Raw genomic sequence first — 19,671 nt, forward strand, 5'->3', positions numbered from 1 at the left:
AGGAAAAGCATGGCCACCATCCTCGTTGTCGACGACGAAATGGGTATCCGGGAGTTGCTCTCCGAAATCCTCGGAGACGAAGGGCACGTTGTTGAAGTCGCCGAGAACGCGCAGCGCGCGCGCGAATACCGCGCGAACGCAACGCCCGACCTCGTCCTGCTCGATATCTGGATGCCGGATACCGACGGCGTGACGCTGCTCAAGGAATGGGCGTCGCAAGGTCTGCTCACCATGCCCGTCATCATGATGTCGGGCCACGCCACCATCGACACTGCTGTCGAAGCGACCAAGATCGGGGCGCTGAATTTCCTGGAGAAGCCCATCGCGCTGCAGAAACTGCTGACCGCGGTGGAGCAGGGCCTGTCGCGCAGCAAGGAAAAGCCGCGCTCCGCAGCACCGGCTGCCGCACCGGTGGCGGGGCAGGCAGGGGCCGCACCCAACGCCGCAGCAGCGGGTGCGCCCGCTGGGCCCGATCGCACCGATATCAATGGCGTACCGACCCGCGCAGCCGAAGGCGGCGGCATGCAGTTCTCGTTCGACATGCCGCTGCGCGAAGCGCGTGACCTGTTCGAGCGCGCCTACTTCGAATACCACCTGCAGCGCGAAGGCGGCAGCATGACGCGCGTGGCCGAAAAGACCGGCCTGGAACGGACTCACCTGTACCGCAAGCTCAAGCAACTGGGCGTCGAACTCTCGCGCAACAAGGGCGAGCCGGCGGCCTGATCATCAAAGTGCTTGGAGGTACTTGACGACTGGGCGCACACCCTGTCATACTTGCCTTTCTTTGCTTGGCCCGGTAGCTCAGTTGGTAGAGCAGCGGATTGAAAATCCGCGTGTCGGTGGTTCGATTCCGCCCCAGGCCACCAAAATTCTTCGCCCTTCAAGATCAATCGATTTTGCAGGGCAACAAAAAAGACCTCCTCGCGAGGTCTTTTTTCATTTCTGCGACGCCGTTCGCGCGTCCCCGTCATCTCCTCATTTGCCGCGCCCGCCGCCGATCTGCGGCGCAGTGTCGCACGCACAAAAAATGTACCCGAGCCTCTTGACGCAGCGCAGCTTAGGGTATACCTAGCGGCGCAAACTGCGCCAAACTGTCGCAGGTCTCGGTATAGTGACTCAACGCTATCAAGCGGCAAGCACAAGGAGATTCTCCATGGCACTCGTTGGCACCGGTCACCACCACTTTCATTTCCACGCTTTCGACGGCATCAGCCGCAAGACGCGGTTGACGTGGTTGCGCAATGCCGCGGCGCTGACGTGCCTGATGGCGCTTGTCGCGGCGATGTGGGTGGGCGGCAATCTGTCGGCCCTCACGCACACGCCACTCATGAGCGGGGTGTCGTCGATAGGCGCGGTGATGATTCTGGCCTGCACGTGCATGGCGCTGAGCCTGCTGGGGCTGATCGGCGCCGGCTTCTTCCAACTTCGCATGGAACAGCTCGACGCGCCGGCAACCTGAGACGCACGCATCACACGCACGACGGAGGCTTCGGCCTCCGTTTTTGTTTGCCTAGACGGCCGCATTCCTGGGATGCGGCCGTTTTTGCGTTTGCCCAACGCACTGAGCTCAATCCGATCTTGACTCATTTGTTTCAATTACGTAGTTTACGAAACAGTTGAATCAACTCGGTCACCTCATGACGTTCGATGGGCTCATGCAAACGCTGCGCGACCGCGCCGGCGATTTGTCTCCGCAACTGCAGCGCGCCGCCATGTTGCTGGAAACGCACCAGCACGACATCGCCCTGCTCTCGATGCGGGATTTTGCGCGCCGCTGCGACCTGCCGCCGGCCACGTTTTCGCGCCTGGCACGCGCGCTGGGCTTTGACGACTTTGCGGCGCTGCGCGACATCTGCGTGAACCACCTGCGCCAGCAAGCCGATGGCTTTACCGGCCGGGCCAATGCGTTGCAAGGCGACGACGCAGCAGGCGCGTCGGAGGCCGAGCGCATCGGCATGGCAATCGGCGCGCATGTGCAGTCGGCGTTTTCGCCGGCCAACGTCGCAGCGTTGGAGACCGTGGCCAGCGCCCTCTGCAAGGCGCGCCGTGTCTTCCTGCTGGGCGCACGCAGTTGCCTGGCGCTGACGCATGCATTCGGCTATGCCGCGCAGCTGTTCGACGACAAGGTCACGCTGTGCGCCGGCAGCGGCAACACGCTGGCCGACCCGCTGCGCTTTTGCGGCGAGGGCGACATCGTCGTGGCCGTCACGTTTGATCCGTACACGCGCGAGGTCGTCGAAGCGATGCAGTACGCGCATGCGCGCGGGGCGCGCCTCGTATACGTGACCGACAGCGCCATCGCCCCCGGCGCTGAACTGGCGTGGCAGCACCTCGTCGCGCCCGTCGCCATTCCGTCGTTCTTCCATTCGCTGGCCGCGCCGATGGCGCTGCTCGACGCGCTGCTGATGACCTGGTTCCGCCACGCCGGGCCCACCGCGCTCGCCCACTTGGCCGACAGCGACGCCCAACTCAAGCAACAAGCCGCCTACGTGCGCAGCGCCCGCCGCAGTGAAGCGGCTGTCGCCGTGCCGCCCACCCAACGTTGACCTCCCGAGATCGCCCATGACACCGTCCACCACATCCGTCTTCCACCGCGACCCGCGCAAGACGCTGCCCACCGCAGTCGGCGGCGAGGGCATGACCCTCATCGACTCCGACGGCAAGCGTTACCTCGACGCGTGCGGCGGCGCCGCCGTTTCGTGTCTCGGCCACGGCCACCCGCGCGTGGTCGACGCCATCTGCAAGCAGGTGCGCGCACTGGCGTATGCGCACACGTCTTTCTTCACCACGGACGTGGCGGAGGAACTGGCCGCGCGCCTGGCCGCTGCGGCGCCGGGCGATCTGGACCACGTATATTTCGTCTCCGGCGGTTCGGAGGCAATCGAAGCGGCGCTGAAACTCGCACGCCAATACTTCGTTGAAATCGGCCAGCCGCAGCGCCGGTACTTCATCGCGCGGCGTCAGAGCTATCACGGCAACACGCTGGGCGCGCTAGCGATTGGCGGTAACGCATGGCGCCGCGAGCCGTTCCTGCCGCTGCTGGTGCCGGCGCACCATGTTTCGCCGTGTTATGCGTATCGCGAGCGCCTGGATGGCGAGAGCGACGCGCAATACGTGCAGCGCCTGGCCGACGAGCTGGACGCGAAGATCGCCGAACTCGGCGCCGAAAATGTCGCGGCCTTCGTCGCCGAAACCGTGGTGGGCGCCACGGCCGGCGCGGTGCCACCGGTGGGCGATTACTTCCGCAAGATGCGGGCCGTGTGCGATCGCCACGGCGTGCTGCTGCTGCTCGATGAGGTGATGTCCGGCATGGGACGCACCGGCTACCTCTTCGCATGCGAGGAAGACGGCGTGGTGCCTGACATGATCGCCATTGCCAAGGGCCTCGGGGGCGGGTATCAGCCGATCGGCGCAACGCTGGTGAATCGCCGCATTGTCGACGCGATCACGAACGGCAGCGGCTTCTTCCAGCATGGCCACACCTACATCGGCCACGCCACGGCATGCGCGGCGGCGCTGGAAGTGCAGAAGGTCATCGCAGAAGAGAACCTGCTCGCCAATGTGCAGGCGCGTGGCGAACAACTGCGTGCAGCGCTGCGCGCGCGCTTTGCCGACCACGCACATGTGGGCGACGTGCGCGGCCGTGGGCTGTTTGTCGGCGTGGAACTGGTGGCGGATCGCGCGACCAAGGCGCCGCTGCCGCCTGCCCGCAAGACGCACGCACGCGTAAAGGCCGAAGCGATGCAGCGCGGCCTGATGGTCTATCCGATGGGCGGCACGATTGACGGCCAGCGCGGCGACCACATCTTGCTCGCACCGCCGTTCATCGCCACCGCGCAGGACATCGACGCCATCGTCGAACGCCTGGGCGATGCCGTTGACGCCGCCACCGCCACCACGCTGGAGGCCGCGTGGTAACTCTGCCCATCGCCATCGCCGTTGCACCCAACGGGGCGCGCAAGACGCACGCCGATCACCCCGCATTGCCGATCACGCCCGACGAACTGGCCGCCTGCGCGCGCCAATGCGTGGATGCCGGCGCCGCGATGCTGCATCTGCACGTGCGCCGCCCCGACGGCACGCACAGCCTGGAGCCTGGCGACTACCGCCCGGCCATCGCCGCCGTGCAACGTGCCGTGGGCGACGCCCTGGTGATCCAGATCACCACGGAAGCCGTCGGCATTTACACGCCCGAACAGCAGATGGCATCGGTGCGCGCGCTGCAGCCGGAAGCGATTTCCGCCGCGCTGCGCGAGCTGGCGCCCGATGCCGCGCACGAGGCGGAAGCCGCGCGCTTCTTTGGTGAGCTGGCCGCGGCGCGCACGGCCATCCAGTACATCCTGTATTCCGCCGACGACGTGGTGCGCTACCGCGACCTGCGCACACGCGGTGTGTTGCCCGATACGCCGCACTGGGTGCTGTTCGTGCTCGGCCGCTACAGCGCGGGGCAGCGCTCCGACCCCACCGACCTGCTGCCGTTCCTGCAGGCGTGGGCTGACGGCGGCAACCTCACCGCCAACGTGCCCTGGGCGATGTGCGCGTTCGGCCCGCGTGAGGCTGAATGCGCGCTCACCGCAGCGCTGCTCGGCGGCCATGCGCGCCTGGGATTCGAAAACAACATGGCCCTGCCCGACGGCAGCACAGCGCCCGACAACGCAGCGCTCGTCACCAACCTGCGACGGCATCTCGACGCGCTGCACCGGCCGCTGGCCAGCGCCGCCGATCTGCGTAGCTGGTTCGGCCGTTAAGACGTTCCGCATTCATCGCCACGAAGCCAAAGCACAGACGGCCGCAACACAACAGGCCGCGCACCACAACCATTGGAGGAAGTATGCGTTTGACCACCCGCTGTATCCGGATCATCCCACTCGCGCTGACGAGCCTGCTCACGATCGGCGCGCAAGCGCAGGCACTCGACGGCACGCTCAAGAAGATCCAGGACAGCAACACGATGCTGATCGGCGTGCGCGAATCGTCGATTCCGTTTTCTTACCGCGACAGCAAGAACGAGATCGTCGGTTTCTCGGCCGATCTCTGCTCCCGCGTGATCGACGCCGTCAAGAAGAAGACGGGCAAGCCCAACCTGGACATCAAGCAGATTCCCGTGACCTCGCAGAACCGGACGTCTCTGGTGCAGAACGGCTCGGTCGATCTGGAGTGCGGCGTGACCACGCACCTGAAGTCGCGCGAGCAGCAGACTGCTTTTTCGACGACCTTTTTCATTGCCGGCACGCGCCTGCTGACCAACGTGAAATCCGGCGTGAAGGATTTCCCCGACTTGGCGGGCAAGTCGGTCATCACCAACGCGGGCACCACGTCGGAACGCATCCTGCGCAAGATGAACGACGAGAAAAAGATGAACATGAACGTGATCAGCGGGAAGGATTACGGTGAATCGTTCCTCACGCTGCAGAGCGGCCGCGTGGCGGCGTTCATGATGGATGACGTGCTGCTGGCCGGCGCACGCACGCTGGCGCAGAAGCCCGACGATTGGGTCGTGACCGGCACGCCGCAGTCGTTCGAAGCCTACGGCTTCATGCTGCGCAAGGACGATCCCCAGTTCAAGAAGCTGGTGGACGACACCATGACCGGCGTGATGAAGAGCGGCGAGATCAAGACGCTCTACGCGAAGTGGTTCGAAAAGCCGGTGCCGCCCAAGAACCTGAACTTCAACTTCCCGATGAACGATCAGTTGAAGGCGCTGTACGCGAACCCGAACGACACGCCGTTCGAGTAAGCGGCCGCACGGCCGGCGCTGGGTACCAACCTAGACGCCGGCCTGCGCGACGGCCTCGATGCGCGCCTGATGCACGGCTTGTTTGATGTGCGCCGGGTTGTCGGCGTAGCGCTTGGCAACGGCACCGGCATCGATGGACGATGCAGCCGCCAGCGCGCGCAGCAGGCGTTCCGTCTGCGGATAGCTGCGATCTTCAAACCCGAGCCGGCCGCGTGCGTCGGCCTCGCACGCCTGCAGGGCCTGACGGAAACGGTCCGGCTTGCGCAGCGCATCGCAACGCTCGAGCAGGCGCACCAGCGCTGCGGCATCGAAACCATCGCAACGATGGATGTTGCCGTGCTCGCGCGCCACCACGAGCGCCAGTTCGCGGCACTCGGTCGGCACGCGCAGGCGCTGGCACACCGCTTCGATCAGCGGCAAGCTGCGCTCTTCGTGGCCGATGTGGCGGGGCAGGATGTCGTCGGGCGTGGTGCCCTTGCCGAGGTCGTGGACCAGCGCAGCAAAGCGTACCGGCAACGACGTCGCCATCGCTGCTGCGGTTTCGATCACCATCATGGTATGCACGCCGGTATCGACTTCGGGGTGATAGTCGGCGCGCTGCGGCACGCCCCACAGCCGATCGAGTTCCGGCAGCAGGCGCACCAGTGCCCCGCAGTCGCGCAGCACGGCAAACATGCGCTGCGGATGGGCTTCCATCAGGCCGCGCGCAATCTCCTGCCATACGCGCTCAGGCACCAACGCATCGACTTCGCCGTCCTGCACCATGCGCTGCATCAGCGCGTTGGTTTCGGGCGCGACATGGAAGTCGGCAAAGCGCGCAGCAAACCGCGCCAGCCGCAGGATGCGCACCGGGTCTTCCATGAACGCATCTGACACATGCCGAAACGTGCGCGACGCCAAATCGGCCTGCCCCCCGTACGGATCGACCACCGGGCCGACGAGCGCGCCGTCTTCCGCCACGCGCTGCGCCATCGCATTGATGGTCAGGTCGCGGCGGATGAGGTCGTCTTCGAGCGTGACGTCCGGCGCGTAGTAGACGGAGAAACCCTTGTAGCCGGCAGCCGTCTTGCGCTCGGTGCGGGCGAGCGCGTATTCGGCATGCGTCGCGGGATGCAGGAAGACCGGGAAATCCTTGCCGACCGCGCGAAAGCCACGTGCCTCCATGGCTTCCGGCGTGGCGCCGACCACAACGTAATCCCGGTCCTGCACCGGCAGCCCGAGCAGCGCGTCACGAATGGCGCCGCCCACGGCATACACATCCAGCCCGTGTGTGGCTGGATCAACGATGGCTTCAGTCTGCGCTGCGCGTTCCGTCATTGATTGGCGGCGTGGTCGGCAACAACCAGCGTGTCTTCGTCCGGCGCGGTGCGATACGGCTCGTCGTCGGCGAGGAAGTCATGCTCGGCGCGCGCACCGTCGATCCACTCCTGCATGGCGGGCAGATTGAGGATGTAGTCGGCATAGGCCTTGGCGGCTTCGGGCAGACGCACGCCGTACGTGGCGAAGCGGCTGACCACCGGCGCGTAGAACGCATCGGCCACCGTGAAGTGGCCGAACAGGAACGGGCCTTCGGCTGCGTGCTTCTGGCGCAGCTCGGTCCAGATCGTGGCAATGCGGTCGATGTCGCGCTGCACGGCCACGTTCCAGCCCATACCGGGCAGCACGGCCGTCACGTTCATCGGCATGTTGTTGCGCAGGTGGGTGAAGCCGCTGTGCATTTCAGCGCAGACCGAGCGGGCGTGCGCACGGGCCTTTGGGTCCGCCGGCCACAGTTGCGCGCGCGGGAAGCGCTCGGCCAGCGTCTCGCAGATGGCGAGCGAATCCCACACCGTCATGTCGCCGTCCACCAGCACCGGCACACGGCCCGCCGGCGAATAGCGACGAATCTCGGTGGAAAACCCTTCGACAAAAAGACGCACGCGAATCTCTTCGAACGGAATGCCGGCCTGCTTGGCGAGCAGCCACGGGCGTAGCGACCACGACGAATAGTTCTTGTTGCCGATGACCAGTTTCATGATTCCCGTCCTTGGAGAGTGCACTGCAATTGTTGTGGGAGCCCGCCAGCATCGCGCGGGAATGCCGGGCGCTCTAGTTTTGTTGTATCGGAAGCGGCGAGCGGCAGCGCGAAGGCGAACGAACCATTCTAGCCTTGCGCTGCACCGCCACAAAATGAAACGGATTGGCCACGGTTGTGAAGCCGATTCACAAACGACGCAAATCCTCCGCGTTTCCGTAGCGGCTAGCGATGGGCCCGCGTACGTGCAGCACGCAATCCGCGGTCCGGCCCAAAGCCGGCCAGGGCGGGCAGCATCACGGCCTCCATGCCGAGCGGGTGGATGCCGAGTTCCGGCGCGACCGGTTCCATGCTGACGTTGTCCACGCGCATGGAGTCGAGGTTGTCCCGCGAGATCGGCGCGCCTGGCAGGTGTTCCAGCAGCGCGGCCTGCATGCGGCCCAGCCCTTCGGGAAGCGGCACGATCCAGCGCGGGTGGCCGCTCGCACGCCCCGCAAAGCGCATCAGTTCCGCCAACGTGTAGATGCGCGGCCCCACCAGCGGATACGCGTGCCGGATCGTCGCCGGCTTTTTGAGCGCGTTGATGAACGCGGCTGCCACGTCATCCACGTACACGGGCTGGAAGCGCGCATCGGCACAGGCCAGCGGCACAAACGGCGCCATGCGCTGCATGCTCGCAAACAGATTCAGGAAGTGGTCCTGCGGGCCGAACACCACCGAGGGGCGGAACACCGTCCAGTCAAGCTCGCTGTTCATGACCACGCGTTCGCCATCGCCCTTGCTGCGCAGGTACATCGACGGGCCGGCCGGATCGGCGCCCAGCGCGCTCATGTGCAGCAGCCGGTTCACGCCATGGCGTCGGCATGCGGCGACGATGCGGCGCGGCAGGTCGACATGCACGCGCTGGAAGTTCGGGCCGTACGGGGTGTCGCGCGCGTCCTGCAGTACGCCGACGAGATTGATGACGGCGCAGTGCTCGCCGCCGCGCTCGGTCAGCGCCAGGAACAGTGCGTCGAGCGCGTCGTCGGCGTAGATGTCGGCATCCATCACGTCCACACGCGGCAGCAGCGTGAGGTTGTGCGCGCGGGACGACTCAGGATCGCGCGTGGGCACGATCATGCGGCCTTCGGGCAGGCCCGGCGCAGAAAATGTCTCCGTCACGAGCCGCGACAGCAACTGCGAGCCAATAAAACCGGTACCGCCAAAGATGAGCAGATTGGAGGGCTGCATGGAGGCATCTCCAAGACGGGTGGGGGGCAACACCACAATACATCCCGAACGGGATTGCCCCCAAGGTATGTCGACGCGGCGTGCTGCGTGCGGCACAACTGTGCGTCAGCCAGCGCACGCGCCCATGAAAAACGCCCGCGTTGCGGCGGGCGTCGGAGGACAACGGGAGGACGATCAGGCGCTCAGGGCAGGTCGTCCGGCGTGACCGATTCGGGCACCACCTTGCCGAGGCGATCCTTCAGCGACTGCGGCCGACCGGTCAGCAATGCGCTGTAGTACGTCGCGTTCGACAGCACGTTTTTCACATAGGTGCGCGTCTCGTTGAACGGGATCGTCTCGGCGAAGATCGCACCTTCCACCGGCCGCGTGAGCGTCGAGCGCCAGCGTTTCGGGCGACCGGGGCCGGCGTTGTAGCCGGCGGTCGCCAGCGTGACGGAGCTGTCCAGATTCGTCAGGATCATCGACAGGTAGGCCGTACCCAGCAGCACGTTGGTATCGATGTCGCTCATCTGCGAAACGCGGAACCCCGGCAGGCCGATCTTCTTGGCGATGTGCTTGGCGGTTTCCGGCATCACCTGCATCAGGCCAGAAGCGCCCACCGACGAACGCGCATCCATGATGAAGCGCGATTCCTGGCGGATCAGGCCGTAGGCCCAGGCAATGTCCAACCCCACGGCATCGGCGTTGCGCTGGACCACATTGAGATACGGCGTCGGGAAGCGCAGCGCGAAGTCGTGCTCCGCCTTGGTCTTGTCCGCCGAATTGACGGTGCGATCGAGCAAGCCGAGCTTGCGGCCATATTCGGCCGCGGCCAGCAACTCGCGGTCGCTCATGTTGCGCAATTCCCAGTTCCACTCGCGGTTGCCTTCGAAGCGCAGATTCAGGTCGTACAGCTTCTTGGCACGCCCAAAGCCCGGGTGGTTGCGGCCCATCACGTCGATCTCGGCATCGGTCACGGTCGTGCGCGGCGGCACGGTGATGCGCTGGCCGAGTTCTTCCTGCGCCAACTGGCCATAGAAGTTGAACTGGCCGGCAATCGACTGGAACTGCTGGCGGGCTTCGTCGTTGCGATTGTCGGCCTTGAGCGCGCGGCCGTACCAGTACGTCCAGGCCGGATCACGATCGCGCAGGGAGGGGCGCATTTTCTCAACGGCCTGACGCACCATCTTCCAATCCCCGGCGCGCAGAGCCGCGCGCACGCGCCACTCCTGCGACTCGTCGGAAAGGTAGGCGTCGCCGCCGAGCGTCAGCTGGCGACGGTAGGCGTCCAGCGCATCGGGCGTCTGCTTCTTGGCGGCGTACTGGCCGATGACGCCCCAGCCCGCGCCTTGCTCTTCGCGCGACAGGCTGCCGGTTTGCGCCAGCAGATACGCCGTCGCCTGCGAGGGATCGTTGCGCGCCATGCGCGTCACGTTGGCCAGCGTGTCGTTGTCCACGCGATCACCGTCGGGCAGCACCGCGGCAATGCGCGAGGCCTGCGTGACCAGGTTCTGCTCCAGCGACAGCCGCGCCGCAAAAGCCACATCCGCACGGGTGAACTGCTTGGACTGCGCGAGATAGCCGATCAGATCAACGCAGCCTTCGCCATAGCCCTTGGGGTCCGACAGCGTGTTGCGTGCTTCGGCGGCCACGTTCTGGCCCTTCATCGCGCGCGAGAGCAGGGCATAGCACTCGACCTGCGTGTCGTCCTTCAGCACGAAGTTCGGGTACTCGGCGTCGAAGGTCGCCCAATCGCGCTTCTTGCCGAGAACGAGCAGCCAGTCGTTGCGCAACCGGTCGGCAATCGCCTCACCTTTATAGCGCTGCAGGAACGAGCGGATCTCATCTTCCGGTGCATCGGTACGCGCATAGCCGCTGGCATCGAACAGCTGTGGCTTGATGCGGAAATACTGCACGTAAGACTGGATGGGGTAGTCGGAGAGGCTGTCGGCCAGCTCCCAGCTGCGCGACACATCGTTGCGGCGCGAAGCGTTGCGCAGCTCGACAAACGCATCGTCCGGATTGGCCGGAATGCCCTGCGGCGCCTGGCGCTTTGCAGCCACCGCCAGCGGCGTCGGGCCGACCACGCTCATGCCCACCACACCCGCAAAAGCCAGCGCGACCGCGCGATATACTGCCTTGGCCTTCAATGTCATCTCCTGCCCCATCCAATCACTGTTAGGTCTGCCGAATTATCCCATGTCAGCCTTAGGGAACCCGCACGATCCGGCCCATCCCACCACGCCCATCGAATCGCGCCGCACGCTGCGCACCATGTTGCTCGATGCACGCGCCGCGCTGCCGGACCGCATTGCCCACGATGCCGCGCTGGCGCATCACCTGGCCGAGTTGCTGAACACACTGCCCGTCAAACGCCTGGCCGCCTACTGGCCAACGCAGGGAGAGTTCGATGCGTTGACCGTGCTGGGCCACTGGTTGGCGGCCGACGCCACGCGCCATGCACTGCTGCCTGTAGTGACTGACAAATTCTCGCCCTTGCAGTTTCGGCGATGGACGCCCGATTGTGAAATGACGCCCGGCGCGTACAACATCCCCATCCCCCGCTCGGGTGAGATGGAAACGCCCGATGCCTTGCTGATCCCGTGCGTGGGCTTTGACGCGCAGCGCTACCGCATCGGCTACGGCGGCGGCTTCTACGACCGCACGCTCGCCGCGCTGCATGCCGCCGGACACCGCCCGTGCACGATTGGCGTGGCATATGAAGTGAACCGCGTGGAATCCATCGCACCGCAATCGCACGACATCGCGCTCGACTGCATCGTCACCGAGCGCGGCGCGTTTTAATCCGCCACAGGAAACCCATGTCCCACACGCTGAAAACCGTTGCCGACCTCGAAGCCGTGTATGGCGCGCCGAACCCGCGTTCGCTGCTCAAAGAGATCGACCACCTGAACGCCGACTACCGCGCCTTCGTGGAGGCTTCGCCGTTTATCGTGCTGTCGTCCGTGGGTGTCGGCGGCACCGATGCCTCGCCCAAGGGCGATGCGCCGGGCTTCGTCCGCATCCTGAACGAACGGCTGCTGGCGATTCCCGACCGGCCCGGCAACAACCGCATCGACAACCTGCGCAATATCGTCGAAGACGGGCGCGTGTCGGTGCTCTTCATCGTGCCGGGCGTGGGCGAGACCTTGCGCGTGAATGGCACGGCGACCATCTCGGCCGATCCGGAATTGCTCGCGTCATTTGCGGTGCAGGGGAAGCTGCCGCGCAGCGTGATCCTCGTACAGGTGCAGACGGTGTACTTCCATTGCTCGAAGGCGCTGGTGCGCTCAAAGCTGTGGGAACGCGGCGCGCAGGAAACCAAGCCGGCCGTGCCCACCGCGGGCAAGATCCTGCAGCACATCAGCGGTGGTACGTTTGATGGAGAGGCCTACGATCGCGAGTTGCCGGAGCGGCTGAAGACCACGCTGTACTGAGCGTTCAGCGCTTGGCTGTCTTTTTTGCGGCGACCGTCTTGGTCGCCGTTGTCTTTGTTGCCTTGGTAGCTTTCGCCGTCTTTGCCGTGGCGCGCTTCGGCTTGGCGGCCTTGGCATTGGCGTCACGCAGCGCGGCTTCAATGGCCAGCCGCACCCAGTCGCGCAATGGCTGCCCACCGTCGAGCGCCTCTGCCGGCGTGCTCAGGTAGCCCGTCATGCTGATGGTGCGGCCGTTGCGCTCGTAACTGAACGACGTGCATTTTTCAGCGAGAAAACGTTCGCGCGTGAGGTCGTCCACGCGCAGGTAAGACGTGCCGCGCAGCACCAGCGCAAACACGATGTCGTCGTAATACAGCGCCGCGCCGCTGAACATCCGGCGCGCGCGGATCTCGCCGATCTGCGCCGCCAGCGGCCGGAGTTCGTCAAGCAACCAGGCGATCAGCGGATCGGGTGCGGCGGCCATGACGATCTCCTTTGCTGTGCGCGTTCTCTTTACAGGCCCAGTCGCTGCCAGATCGCCCGCGTGGAGCCGGCGGCGTTCAGCGTGTAGAAGTGCAGGCCCGGCGCGCCGCCTTGCAGCAGGCGGTCGCACATGGCCGTCACCACGTCCAGGCCGAACGCGCGGATCGATTCACGATCGTCGCCAAAGCCTTCGAGGCGCTTGGCGATCCAGCGCGGCACTTCCGCACCGCACATCTCGGAAAAGCGCATCAGCTGCGACGAATTCGTGATCGGCATGATGCCGGGCACGATGGGCACTTCCACGCCGAGCTTGCGTGCGTCGTCGACGAACTGGAAATACGCGTCGGCGTTGAAGAAGTATTGCGTGATGGCGGAGTCCGCACCCGCCTTGACCTTGCGGGCGAAGTTCTCCAGATCGTGCCGGGCGGAGCGCGACTGCGGGTGGTATTCCGGATACGCCGCCACTTCGATGTGGAACGCCTCGCCGGTTTCCTGGCGGATGAACTCGACCAGCTCGTTGGCGAAGCGGAATTCACCGATCTCGCCCATGCCCGACGGCATGTCGCCGCGCAGCGCGACGATGCGGCGGATGCCGTGTTCGCGATACGTATTGAGAATGCCGCGGATGCTCTCGCGCGACGAGCCCACACACGACAGGTGCGGCGCCGCTTCGATGCCTTCGCGCTGGATTTCCACCACAGCGTCGAGCGTGCCCTGTTGCGTGGTGCCGCCCGCGCCGAACGTCACGGAGATGAAGCGCGGCTTGAGCGGCGAGAGTTGCGCGCGCGTGTTGCGCAGCTTCTCGGCGCCTTCCGCCGTCTTGGGCGGGAAGAATTCGAAACTGAATTGACGGTCTTGCATGACAGAAACCTTAAGCCTCGCGCAGCAACAGGCTCGAGAGCAGCCACGAGATCACGCTGTACAGGATGGAGCCCAGCAGCGCGGCGCCAAAGCTGGCCACCTGAAAGCCCGCCAGCAGGTTGCCGACAAACAGGAACAGCAGCGCGTTGATGATGAAGATGAACAGCCCGAGCGTGAGCAGCGTCACCGGCAGGGTGAGGATCACCAGGATCGGGCGGATCAGCGTGTTGACCAGACCCAGCACGAGCGCCGCGATCAGCGCGGAGCCGAAGCCGTTGACGTGGATGCCTTTGAGCAGATAGGCGACAAGAAGCAACGCCAGCGCGTTGATGACCCAGACAGCGAGCAGTCTCATGGAGGAGTCCTCGGTTGGAGAGCCGGCGGCGGGGAATGCCGCCGGCAGGTACGGCTTAGTAGCGGTAGTGGTCAGCCTTGTACGGGCCTTCCTTGCTCACGCCGATGTACGCGGCTTGCTGGTCCGTCAGCTCGGTCAGTTGCGCATTCAGCTTCTTCAGCTGCAGGCGCGCGACCTTCTCGTCCAGGTGCTTGGGCAGCGTGTAGACGCCCACCGGGTACTTGTTCGAGCCCTTCACCGCTTCGGTCCACAGTTCGATCTGCGCGATGGTCTGGTTGGCGAACGAGCTGCTCATCACGTACGACGGGTGACCCGTGGCGCAACCCAGGTTCACCAGGCGGCCCTTGGCCAGGATGATGATCTTCTTGCCGTCGGGGAAGATCACGTGATCGACCTGCGGCTTGATCTCTTCCCACTGGTACTTCTCGACGGACGCGATGTCGATCTCGTTGTCGAAGTGGCCGATGTTGCAGACGATGGCCTGGTCCTTCATCTTGGCCATGTGGTCGTGCGTGATGACGTGGTAGTTGCCCGTGCAGGTCACGAAGATGTCGCCGTGCTCGGCGGCGTAATCCATCGTCACCACGCGGTAGCCTTCCATGGCGGCCTGCAGCGCGCAGATCGGGTCGATTTCGGTTACCCACACTTGCGCCGACAGTGCGCGCAGTGCCTGTGCCGAACCCTTGCCCACGTCGCCGTAGCCGGCCACGACCGCCACCTTGCCCGCGATCATCACATCGGTCGCGCGCTTGATGCCGTCGACCAGCGATTCACGGCAGCCGTACAGGTTGTCGAACTTGCTCTTGGTGACCGAGTCGTTCACGTTGATGGCCGGGAAGCGCAGCTCGCCGCGCTGGGCCATCTGGTACAGGCGATGCACGCCCGTGGTGGTTTCTTCGGTCACGCCCTTGATGGCGTCCAGGTTGCGGCTGTAGAAGGTCGCGTCCTTGGCCAGCTTTTCCTTGATGGCCGCGAACAGGAAGGTTTCTTCTTCGCTGGTCGGCTTGGCGATGACGGAGGCGTCCTTCTCAGCCTTGGCGCCCAGGTGCAGCAGCAGCGTTGCGTCGCCGCCGTCGTCCAGGATCATGTTCGGCGTGCCGCCGTCGGCCCATTCGAAGATGCGGTGGGTGAAGTCCCAGTATTCCTTGAGCGATTCGCCCTTGAAGGCGAACACCGGCGTGCCCGAGGCGGCAATCGCGGCGGCAGCGTGGTCCTGCGTCGAGAAGATGTTGCACGAGGCCCAGCGCACGTCGGCGCCGAGTGCCTTGAGCGTCTCGATCAGCACGGCGGTCTGGATCGTCATGTGCAGCGAGCCGGCAATGCGCGCGCCCTTGAGCGGCTGGCTGGCGGCAAATTCCTCGCGAATCGCCATCAGGCCGGGCATTTCGGTCTCGGCAATGGCGATTTCCTTGCGGCCCCAGTCGGCCAGCTTGATGTCGGCGACGAGGTAATCGTGTTTCAGTTCGGTGACAGCGTTCATTGGATCACTCCGGAAAAGATGGGTGACCGCACGCGGGGAGATGACCACTGAGACGGGGCCCATGCTGGGGCCCCGGATAGATGCGTTCTCGCCATCGTGTCAGCCACGATACTGCGAGCGCCGTTTGAACTTCCGAGCCTGGCGGTTGGGCAGTGCCCACCCGTTGCAACGCTCCTCGGAATGGGCTGGATTGTAGCGGATTCTTGCGACAGAGCACCGAGGAAAAGAACAAGCGGGCATCAGCGTCATGAACGCCGCCTTCAGCCGTGAAGCATCGATCACTCAAGCGGCGTCGGGGGTGAGCGGACGGGAGCCCGAGGCCGTCGGCAGAATCCAAGGCGTGATGCGGCATTTGGCAAAACATGACAGCGGGGCACGTCGATCCCATCGCTATAATTCCGACCGTTACCGCCTTCGCGGTGACCGGGTTTAGCAGCCCATCCAGATACCTCAGACGGACAGCCGCCTCCGCGCGGCGTTTTCATGTCCGGTGCTTGCGCACGCCTATGCTTTTTTGCGGCGGGCCGGGCGGTGAGACCTTCGGGTCTGCCGGTTTCCTGAGGTACCGGTCTGCTAACGCCGTCGTCAGGCCCGCCACCCTCGTTTAGCAGCGAGAGTTCGGGCTTCCTTCAATACCTCAGGAGGCCACATTGGCTACCGCACTCAGCGAGCATCGCCCCGCGTCTTACCCTTCCCCGCCCCCATGGCGCCGCATGCTTCCCACACAACCGGGAGGTGCCGCATGTCTTTGACCAAAAACCGCCTCTACCTCGACGGTGCAGTCTCGGCGCGCGCGTTTCTGTGCCGCACGCGGTCCGACATGCAGACCCATCGCCACCGGCGACTGGGCATGCTGCGCGAGCAGCTCACGTACTTCTCGGAACACGCGTATCCGCCGGCATTCGTGAAGGGCTTTGTCGATGCCATCGATGCGTACCTGTCGATGTCGCTCGGGGGGAGCGACGTGGACCCGCGCACGTGGGAGGTTTTGGCCGCCATCGAGCGGCGGCAGGTCTCCGCCGCATAACCAACAGCAAGACCTATCCCCGGGGCGGGCCGGGGATCGGCAACGCAATCAACGAGACGCCCATCGTCTCTCGCGCGTACCGGCGCACACGCGGCAGTGTCAAGGCGCTGTCACATTCCAACCTTGCGATCCGGTTAGCAAGTGGCGAAGCAGCATCACGGACCTGCAACACGCGGCCACCAAAGTCCGGGCATCGTTCAGGGAGCCAACGATGCACAACCATAAACTCACGAAGTACGCCGCCGCCGCGGCCGCTGCACTGGCCATGGCCGCGTGCGGCAGCGACGGCACGTCCGCCACCGGCAGCGCCACGCCGGACACCACCCCGCCCAGCACCATGCCTGCCAAGAACGTCGTGTTCTTCCTGGGCGACGGCATGGGCCTGACCACCATGACCGCCGCGCGCATCTACAAGGTGGGCGAAGACGGCGAACTGACCATGGACACGCTGCCGGAAACCGGCTTCGTGCGCACCTTCTCGAACAACGCGCAGGTGACCGACTCCGCGCCGTCGATGTCGGCCTACATGACCGGCGTGAAGATGAACAACGAGGTCATCTCGATGTCGCCGGACACGATGGCCTATGACGCGGGCGGCAAGGACTACATCTCGGGCGCCGACAGCACCTGCCCCAGCGGCAACGGCAAGCCCGTCACGACGCTGCTCGAACTGATGAAGGCCGCAGGCTACGGCACGGGCGTGGTCACCACCACGCGCATCACGCACGCCACGCCGGCCGCTACGTATTCGCACATCTGCCACCGCGACGGCGAGAACACCATCGCCGCGCAGCTCACGCCGGCCGGCAAGGGCTTCAACGCCGCGCTGGGCGATGGCGTGGATGTCGTCTTCGGCGGTGGCCGCAAGCACTTCCAGCCGACCACGGCAGGCGGCGCGCGCACCGACGGCCGCGACCTGATCGCCGAACTCAAGGCCGGCGGCTACCGCTATGCCAGCAACAAGGCCGAATTCGACACGCTGCAAGCCACCGACGGCAAGGTCGTCGGCCTGTTCACCAGCAGCCACATGTCGTACGACCTGGATCGTGACCCGAGCAAGGAGCCGAGCCTGGGCGAGATGACCAACAAGGCCATCGACGTGCTGGCCGCCAAGAAGAAGGGCTTCTTCCTGATGGTGGAAGGCGGCCGCATCGACCACGCGCTGCACGAAACCACCGCCCGCAAGGCGCTGCAGGACACGGTGGCGTTCGACTCCGCCATCCGTGGCGCGATCGACAAGCTCAACACGATCGACCCGGGCCTGAAGAACACGCTGATCGTCGTGACGGCTGACCACGACCACACGCTGGTGCTCAACGGCTACGCCAAGCGCACGGGCCCGACCAGCGACAGCAACCCCGGCGTGCTGGGCCTGCTGAAGAACTACGTGACCGGCGCCAACGCCACCGACACGGGCGGCAACCCGTTCACGATCATCGGCTTCGGCACCGGCGAGAACCGCCCGGCCACGCGCGGCGCACTGACGGATGTCGCCGTGTACGACAAGAGCTACCACCAGGAAGCCGTGATCCCGGTTGCACCGGGCGGCGAAACGCACGGCGGCACCGATGTCTTCATCGGCGCACGCGGCCTGGGCGCCGAGCGCTTTACCGGCACGATGGACAACACCGAGGTCTTCGGCCTCATCAAGCAGGCCGTGGGTCTGTAAGAGGGAGAGGGCACATCATGAACACGCAATCGAACCGTATCCTGCGCGCCACGCTGCTGGCGCTGGCAGCCGGTGCCTGCGCCCAAGCGCACGCCGCCGGTGAAGCCAAGAACGTGATCTTCTTCCTGGGCGACGGCATGGGCCCGACCACCGTCACCGCCACGCGCATCTACAAGGTGGGAGAGGCCGGCCGCCTGACGATGGAATCGCTCAAGCGCACGGCACGCATCAAGACGTACTCCAACGATGCGCAGACCACCGACAGCGCGCCGTCGATGTCGGCGTACATGACCGGCGTGAAGATGAACAATGAGGTCATCTCCATGTCGGCCGACACCAAGGCCAGCGATGCCACCGGCAAGGGCTACGTGAGCGGTGCAGACAGCACGTGCCCCGCCAACAACGGCACGCCTGCCGTGACGCTGCTGGAGCTGGCCAAGGCTGCCGGCAAGTCGGTGGGCGCGGTGACGACCACGCGCGTCACGCACGCCACGCCGGCCGCCACGTACTCGCACATCTGCCACCGCGACGGTGAAAACCAGATCGCCGCGCAGGGCACACCGGGCAACGCGCTGTACAACGCCGCGCTCAAGGACGGCCTCGACGTGCTGCTCGGCGGCGGCCGCCGTCACTACCTGCCGCAAGGCACGACGGGCAGCAAGCGCACCGACACGACCGACCTGACCGCGCAGTTCCAGACCGCCGGCTACAGCTACGTCACCACCGGCACGCAGCTCACCGCCATCAATCCGGCCACGACGAACAAGCTGCTCGGCCTGTTCAACCTGGACCACATGAACTACGAGCTGGACCGCAAGAAGAACAACGTGGACGAGCCCAGCCTGGCCGACATGACCGAGAAGGCCATCCGCGTGCTGCAGAAGAACGGCAAGGGCTATTTCCTGATGGTGGAAGGCGGCCGCATCGACCACGCGCTGCACGGCACCAACGCCAAGCGCGCACTGGAAGATGCCGGCGCATTCGACGAAGCCATCAAGCGCGCGCTGGGCACGGTGGACCTGTCGAACACGCTGATCGTCGTCACGGCCGACCACGACCACACGATGACGATCAACGGCTACCCGCACAAGGGCAATCCGATCCTGGGCCTGTCGACCGACATCAAGACCAAGCAGCCGCAACTGGCCGCCGACGGCCAGCCTTACACCACGCTGGTGTTCGGCAACGGCGGCACGCCGCGCAAGGCCACGCGCGACAACCTGGCCTCGGTCGATACGGCTGCAGACGATTACCTGCAGGAAGTGGGGGTGCAGCTCGGCACGCCTGGTTCGGAAACGCACGGCGGCGGGGATGTGATGCTGTTCTCCTCTGGTCCGGGCAGCGCACCGCTGAAGGGCACGCTGGACAACACGAAAGTGTTCGGCGTGGTCAAGACGGCCATGGGCCTCTGATTCCTGCG

19 protein-coding genes, 1 tRNA gene and 1 riboswitch are annotated in these 19,671 nt (G+C 65.2%); of the genes, 12 read left to right on the forward strand and 8 right to left on the reverse strand.

All coding sequences use genetic code 11. The annotated features are described in order from the left end of the window. Nucleotides 1-9 precede the first annotated feature (9 nt). From N511_RS0107330 to N511_RS0107360, 7 genes are all read left to right on the forward strand, one after another. Nucleotides 10-723, forward strand: a complete 714-nt coding sequence (locus N511_RS0107330) for a response regulator (RefSeq protein ID WP_027678697.1) — start codon at nt 10-12, stop codon at nt 721-723. Nucleotides 724-790: 67 nt separating this feature from the next. Next, a tRNA-Phe gene (locus tag N511_RS0107335) sits at nt 791-866 on the forward strand. Between the two features lie 287 nt (nt 867-1,153). Next, complete coding sequence (locus N511_RS0107340; protein ID WP_027678698.1) at nt 1,154-1,459, forward strand: hypothetical protein; 306 nt, start codon at nt 1,154-1,156, stop codon at nt 1,457-1,459. A gap of 178 nt (nt 1,460-1,637) precedes the next feature. Continuing rightward, nucleotides 1,638-2,546, forward strand: a complete 909-nt coding sequence (locus N511_RS0107345; protein ID WP_027678699.1) for a MurR/RpiR family transcriptional regulator — start codon at nt 1,638-1,640, stop codon at nt 2,544-2,546. Nucleotides 2,547-2,562: 16 nt separating this feature from the next. Continuing rightward, nucleotides 2,563-3,918, forward strand: coding sequence for an aspartate aminotransferase family protein (locus tag N511_RS0107350; RefSeq protein WP_027678700.1), 1,356 nt, complete (start codon nt 2,563-2,565; stop codon nt 3,916-3,918). Further along, on the forward strand, nt 3,912-4,748 hold the full coding sequence (locus N511_RS0107355) for a 3-keto-5-aminohexanoate cleavage protein (RefSeq protein ID WP_027678701.1): 837 nt from the start codon (nt 3,912-3,914) through the stop codon (nt 4,746-4,748). The genes N511_RS0107350 and N511_RS0107355 overlap by 7 nt, the downstream gene beginning before the upstream one ends. Nucleotides 4,749-4,831: 83 nt before the next feature. Beyond that, nucleotides 4,832-5,737 carry a glutamate/aspartate ABC transporter substrate-binding protein gene (locus N511_RS0107360; RefSeq protein ID WP_027678702.1) on the forward strand — a complete coding sequence of 302 codons (906 nt, stop codon included), beginning with the start codon at nt 4,832-4,834 and terminating at the stop codon, nt 5,735-5,737. A gap of 30 nt (nt 5,738-5,767) precedes the next feature. Here the strand turns inward: N511_RS0107360 and N511_RS0107365 are convergent, their stop codons facing one another. From N511_RS0107365 to N511_RS0107380, 4 genes are all read right to left on the reverse strand, one after another. Beyond that, nucleotides 5,768-7,054: a multifunctional CCA addition/repair protein gene (locus N511_RS0107365; RefSeq protein ID WP_027678703.1), complete on the reverse strand. Its 1,287-nt coding sequence runs from the start codon at nt 7,052-7,054 to the stop codon at nt 5,768-5,770. Further along, nucleotides 7,051-7,752 (reverse strand): glutathione S-transferase family protein, encoded by a 702-nt coding sequence (locus tag N511_RS0107370; protein WP_027678704.1) that lies wholly within the window; start codon nt 7,750-7,752, stop codon nt 7,051-7,053. Before N511_RS0107370 ends, N511_RS0107365 begins: the two co-directional genes overlap by 4 nt. Nucleotides 7,753-7,976: 224 nt before the next feature. Then, the gene (locus N511_RS0107375) at nt 7,977-8,981 is read right to left on the reverse strand and encodes a complex I NDUFA9 subunit family protein (RefSeq protein WP_027678705.1); all 1,005 of its coding nucleotides are present in this window, start codon (nt 8,979-8,981) and stop codon (nt 7,977-7,979) included. A gap of 182 nt (nt 8,982-9,163) precedes the next feature. After that, nucleotides 9,164-11,116 carry a lytic transglycosylase domain-containing protein gene (locus N511_RS0107380; RefSeq protein ID WP_027678706.1) on the reverse strand — a complete coding sequence of 651 codons (1,953 nt, stop codon included), beginning with the start codon at nt 11,114-11,116 and terminating at the stop codon, nt 9,164-9,166. Nucleotides 11,117-11,159: 43 nt separating this feature from the next. Here N511_RS0107380 and N511_RS0107385 point away from each other — a divergent pair, with 43 nt between their 5' ends. Continuing rightward, on the forward strand, nt 11,160-11,765 hold the full coding sequence (locus tag N511_RS0107385) for a 5-formyltetrahydrofolate cyclo-ligase (protein ID WP_027678707.1): 606 nt from the start codon (nt 11,160-11,162) through the stop codon (nt 11,763-11,765). Between the two features lie 17 nt (nt 11,766-11,782). Further along, nucleotides 11,783-12,397 carry a pyridoxamine 5'-phosphate oxidase family protein gene (locus N511_RS0107390; RefSeq protein WP_027678708.1) on the forward strand — a complete coding sequence of 205 codons (615 nt, stop codon included), beginning with the start codon at nt 11,783-11,785 and terminating at the stop codon, nt 12,395-12,397. 4 nt (nt 12,398-12,401) lie between these two features. On the opposite strand, the gene N511_RS0107395 is transcribed toward N511_RS0107390, so the two are convergent. From N511_RS0107395 to ahcY, 4 genes are read right to left on the reverse strand one after another with little or no spacing between them, the layout of a single operon-like run. Further along, nucleotides 12,402-12,860: a TfoX/Sxy family protein gene (locus tag N511_RS0107395; protein WP_027678709.1), complete on the reverse strand. Its 459-nt coding sequence runs from the start codon at nt 12,858-12,860 to the stop codon at nt 12,402-12,404. A gap of 29 nt (nt 12,861-12,889) precedes the next feature. Beyond that, nucleotides 12,890-13,720: a methylenetetrahydrofolate reductase [NAD(P)H] gene (gene metF, locus N511_RS0107400; RefSeq protein WP_027678710.1), complete on the reverse strand. Its 831-nt coding sequence runs from the start codon at nt 13,718-13,720 to the stop codon at nt 12,890-12,892. A gap of 10 nt (nt 13,721-13,730) precedes the next feature. After that, a complete protein-coding gene (locus tag N511_RS0107405; RefSeq protein ID WP_004628357.1) occupies nt 13,731-14,075 on the reverse strand; it encodes a phage holin family protein in 345 nt (114 codons plus the stop codon). A gap of 55 nt (nt 14,076-14,130) precedes the next feature. Continuing rightward, entirely contained in the window at nt 14,131-15,555 is a 1,425-nt protein-coding gene (gene ahcY, locus N511_RS0107410; protein WP_027678711.1) for an adenosylhomocysteinase, read from the reverse strand. 108 nt (nt 15,556-15,663) lie between these two features. Beyond that, nucleotides 15,664-15,738: riboswitch (S-adenosyl-L-homocysteine riboswitch) on the reverse strand. 559 nt (nt 15,739-16,297) lie between these two features. Here ahcY and N511_RS0107415 point away from each other — a divergent pair. From N511_RS0107415 to N511_RS0107425, 3 genes are all read left to right on the forward strand, one after another. Then, nucleotides 16,298-16,582, forward strand: coding sequence for a hypothetical protein (locus N511_RS0107415; RefSeq protein ID WP_027678712.1), 285 nt, complete (start codon nt 16,298-16,300; stop codon nt 16,580-16,582). 211 nt (nt 16,583-16,793) lie between these two features. Next, nucleotides 16,794-18,251 carry an alkaline phosphatase gene (locus N511_RS0107420; RefSeq protein ID WP_027678713.1) on the forward strand — a complete coding sequence of 486 codons (1,458 nt, stop codon included), beginning with the start codon at nt 16,794-16,796 and terminating at the stop codon, nt 18,249-18,251. Nucleotides 18,252-18,268: 17 nt separating this feature from the next. Beyond that, on the forward strand, nt 18,269-19,663 hold the full coding sequence (locus N511_RS0107425) for an alkaline phosphatase (protein WP_027678714.1): 1,395 nt from the start codon (nt 18,269-18,271) through the stop codon (nt 19,661-19,663). The last annotated feature ends 8 nt before the right edge of the window (nt 19,664-19,671 follow it).

This window comes from Ralstonia sp. UNC404CL21Col (assembly GCF_000620465.1).
In the GTDB taxonomy this organism is placed as follows: domain Bacteria; phylum Pseudomonadota; class Gammaproteobacteria; order Burkholderiales; family Burkholderiaceae; genus Ralstonia; species Ralstonia flatus.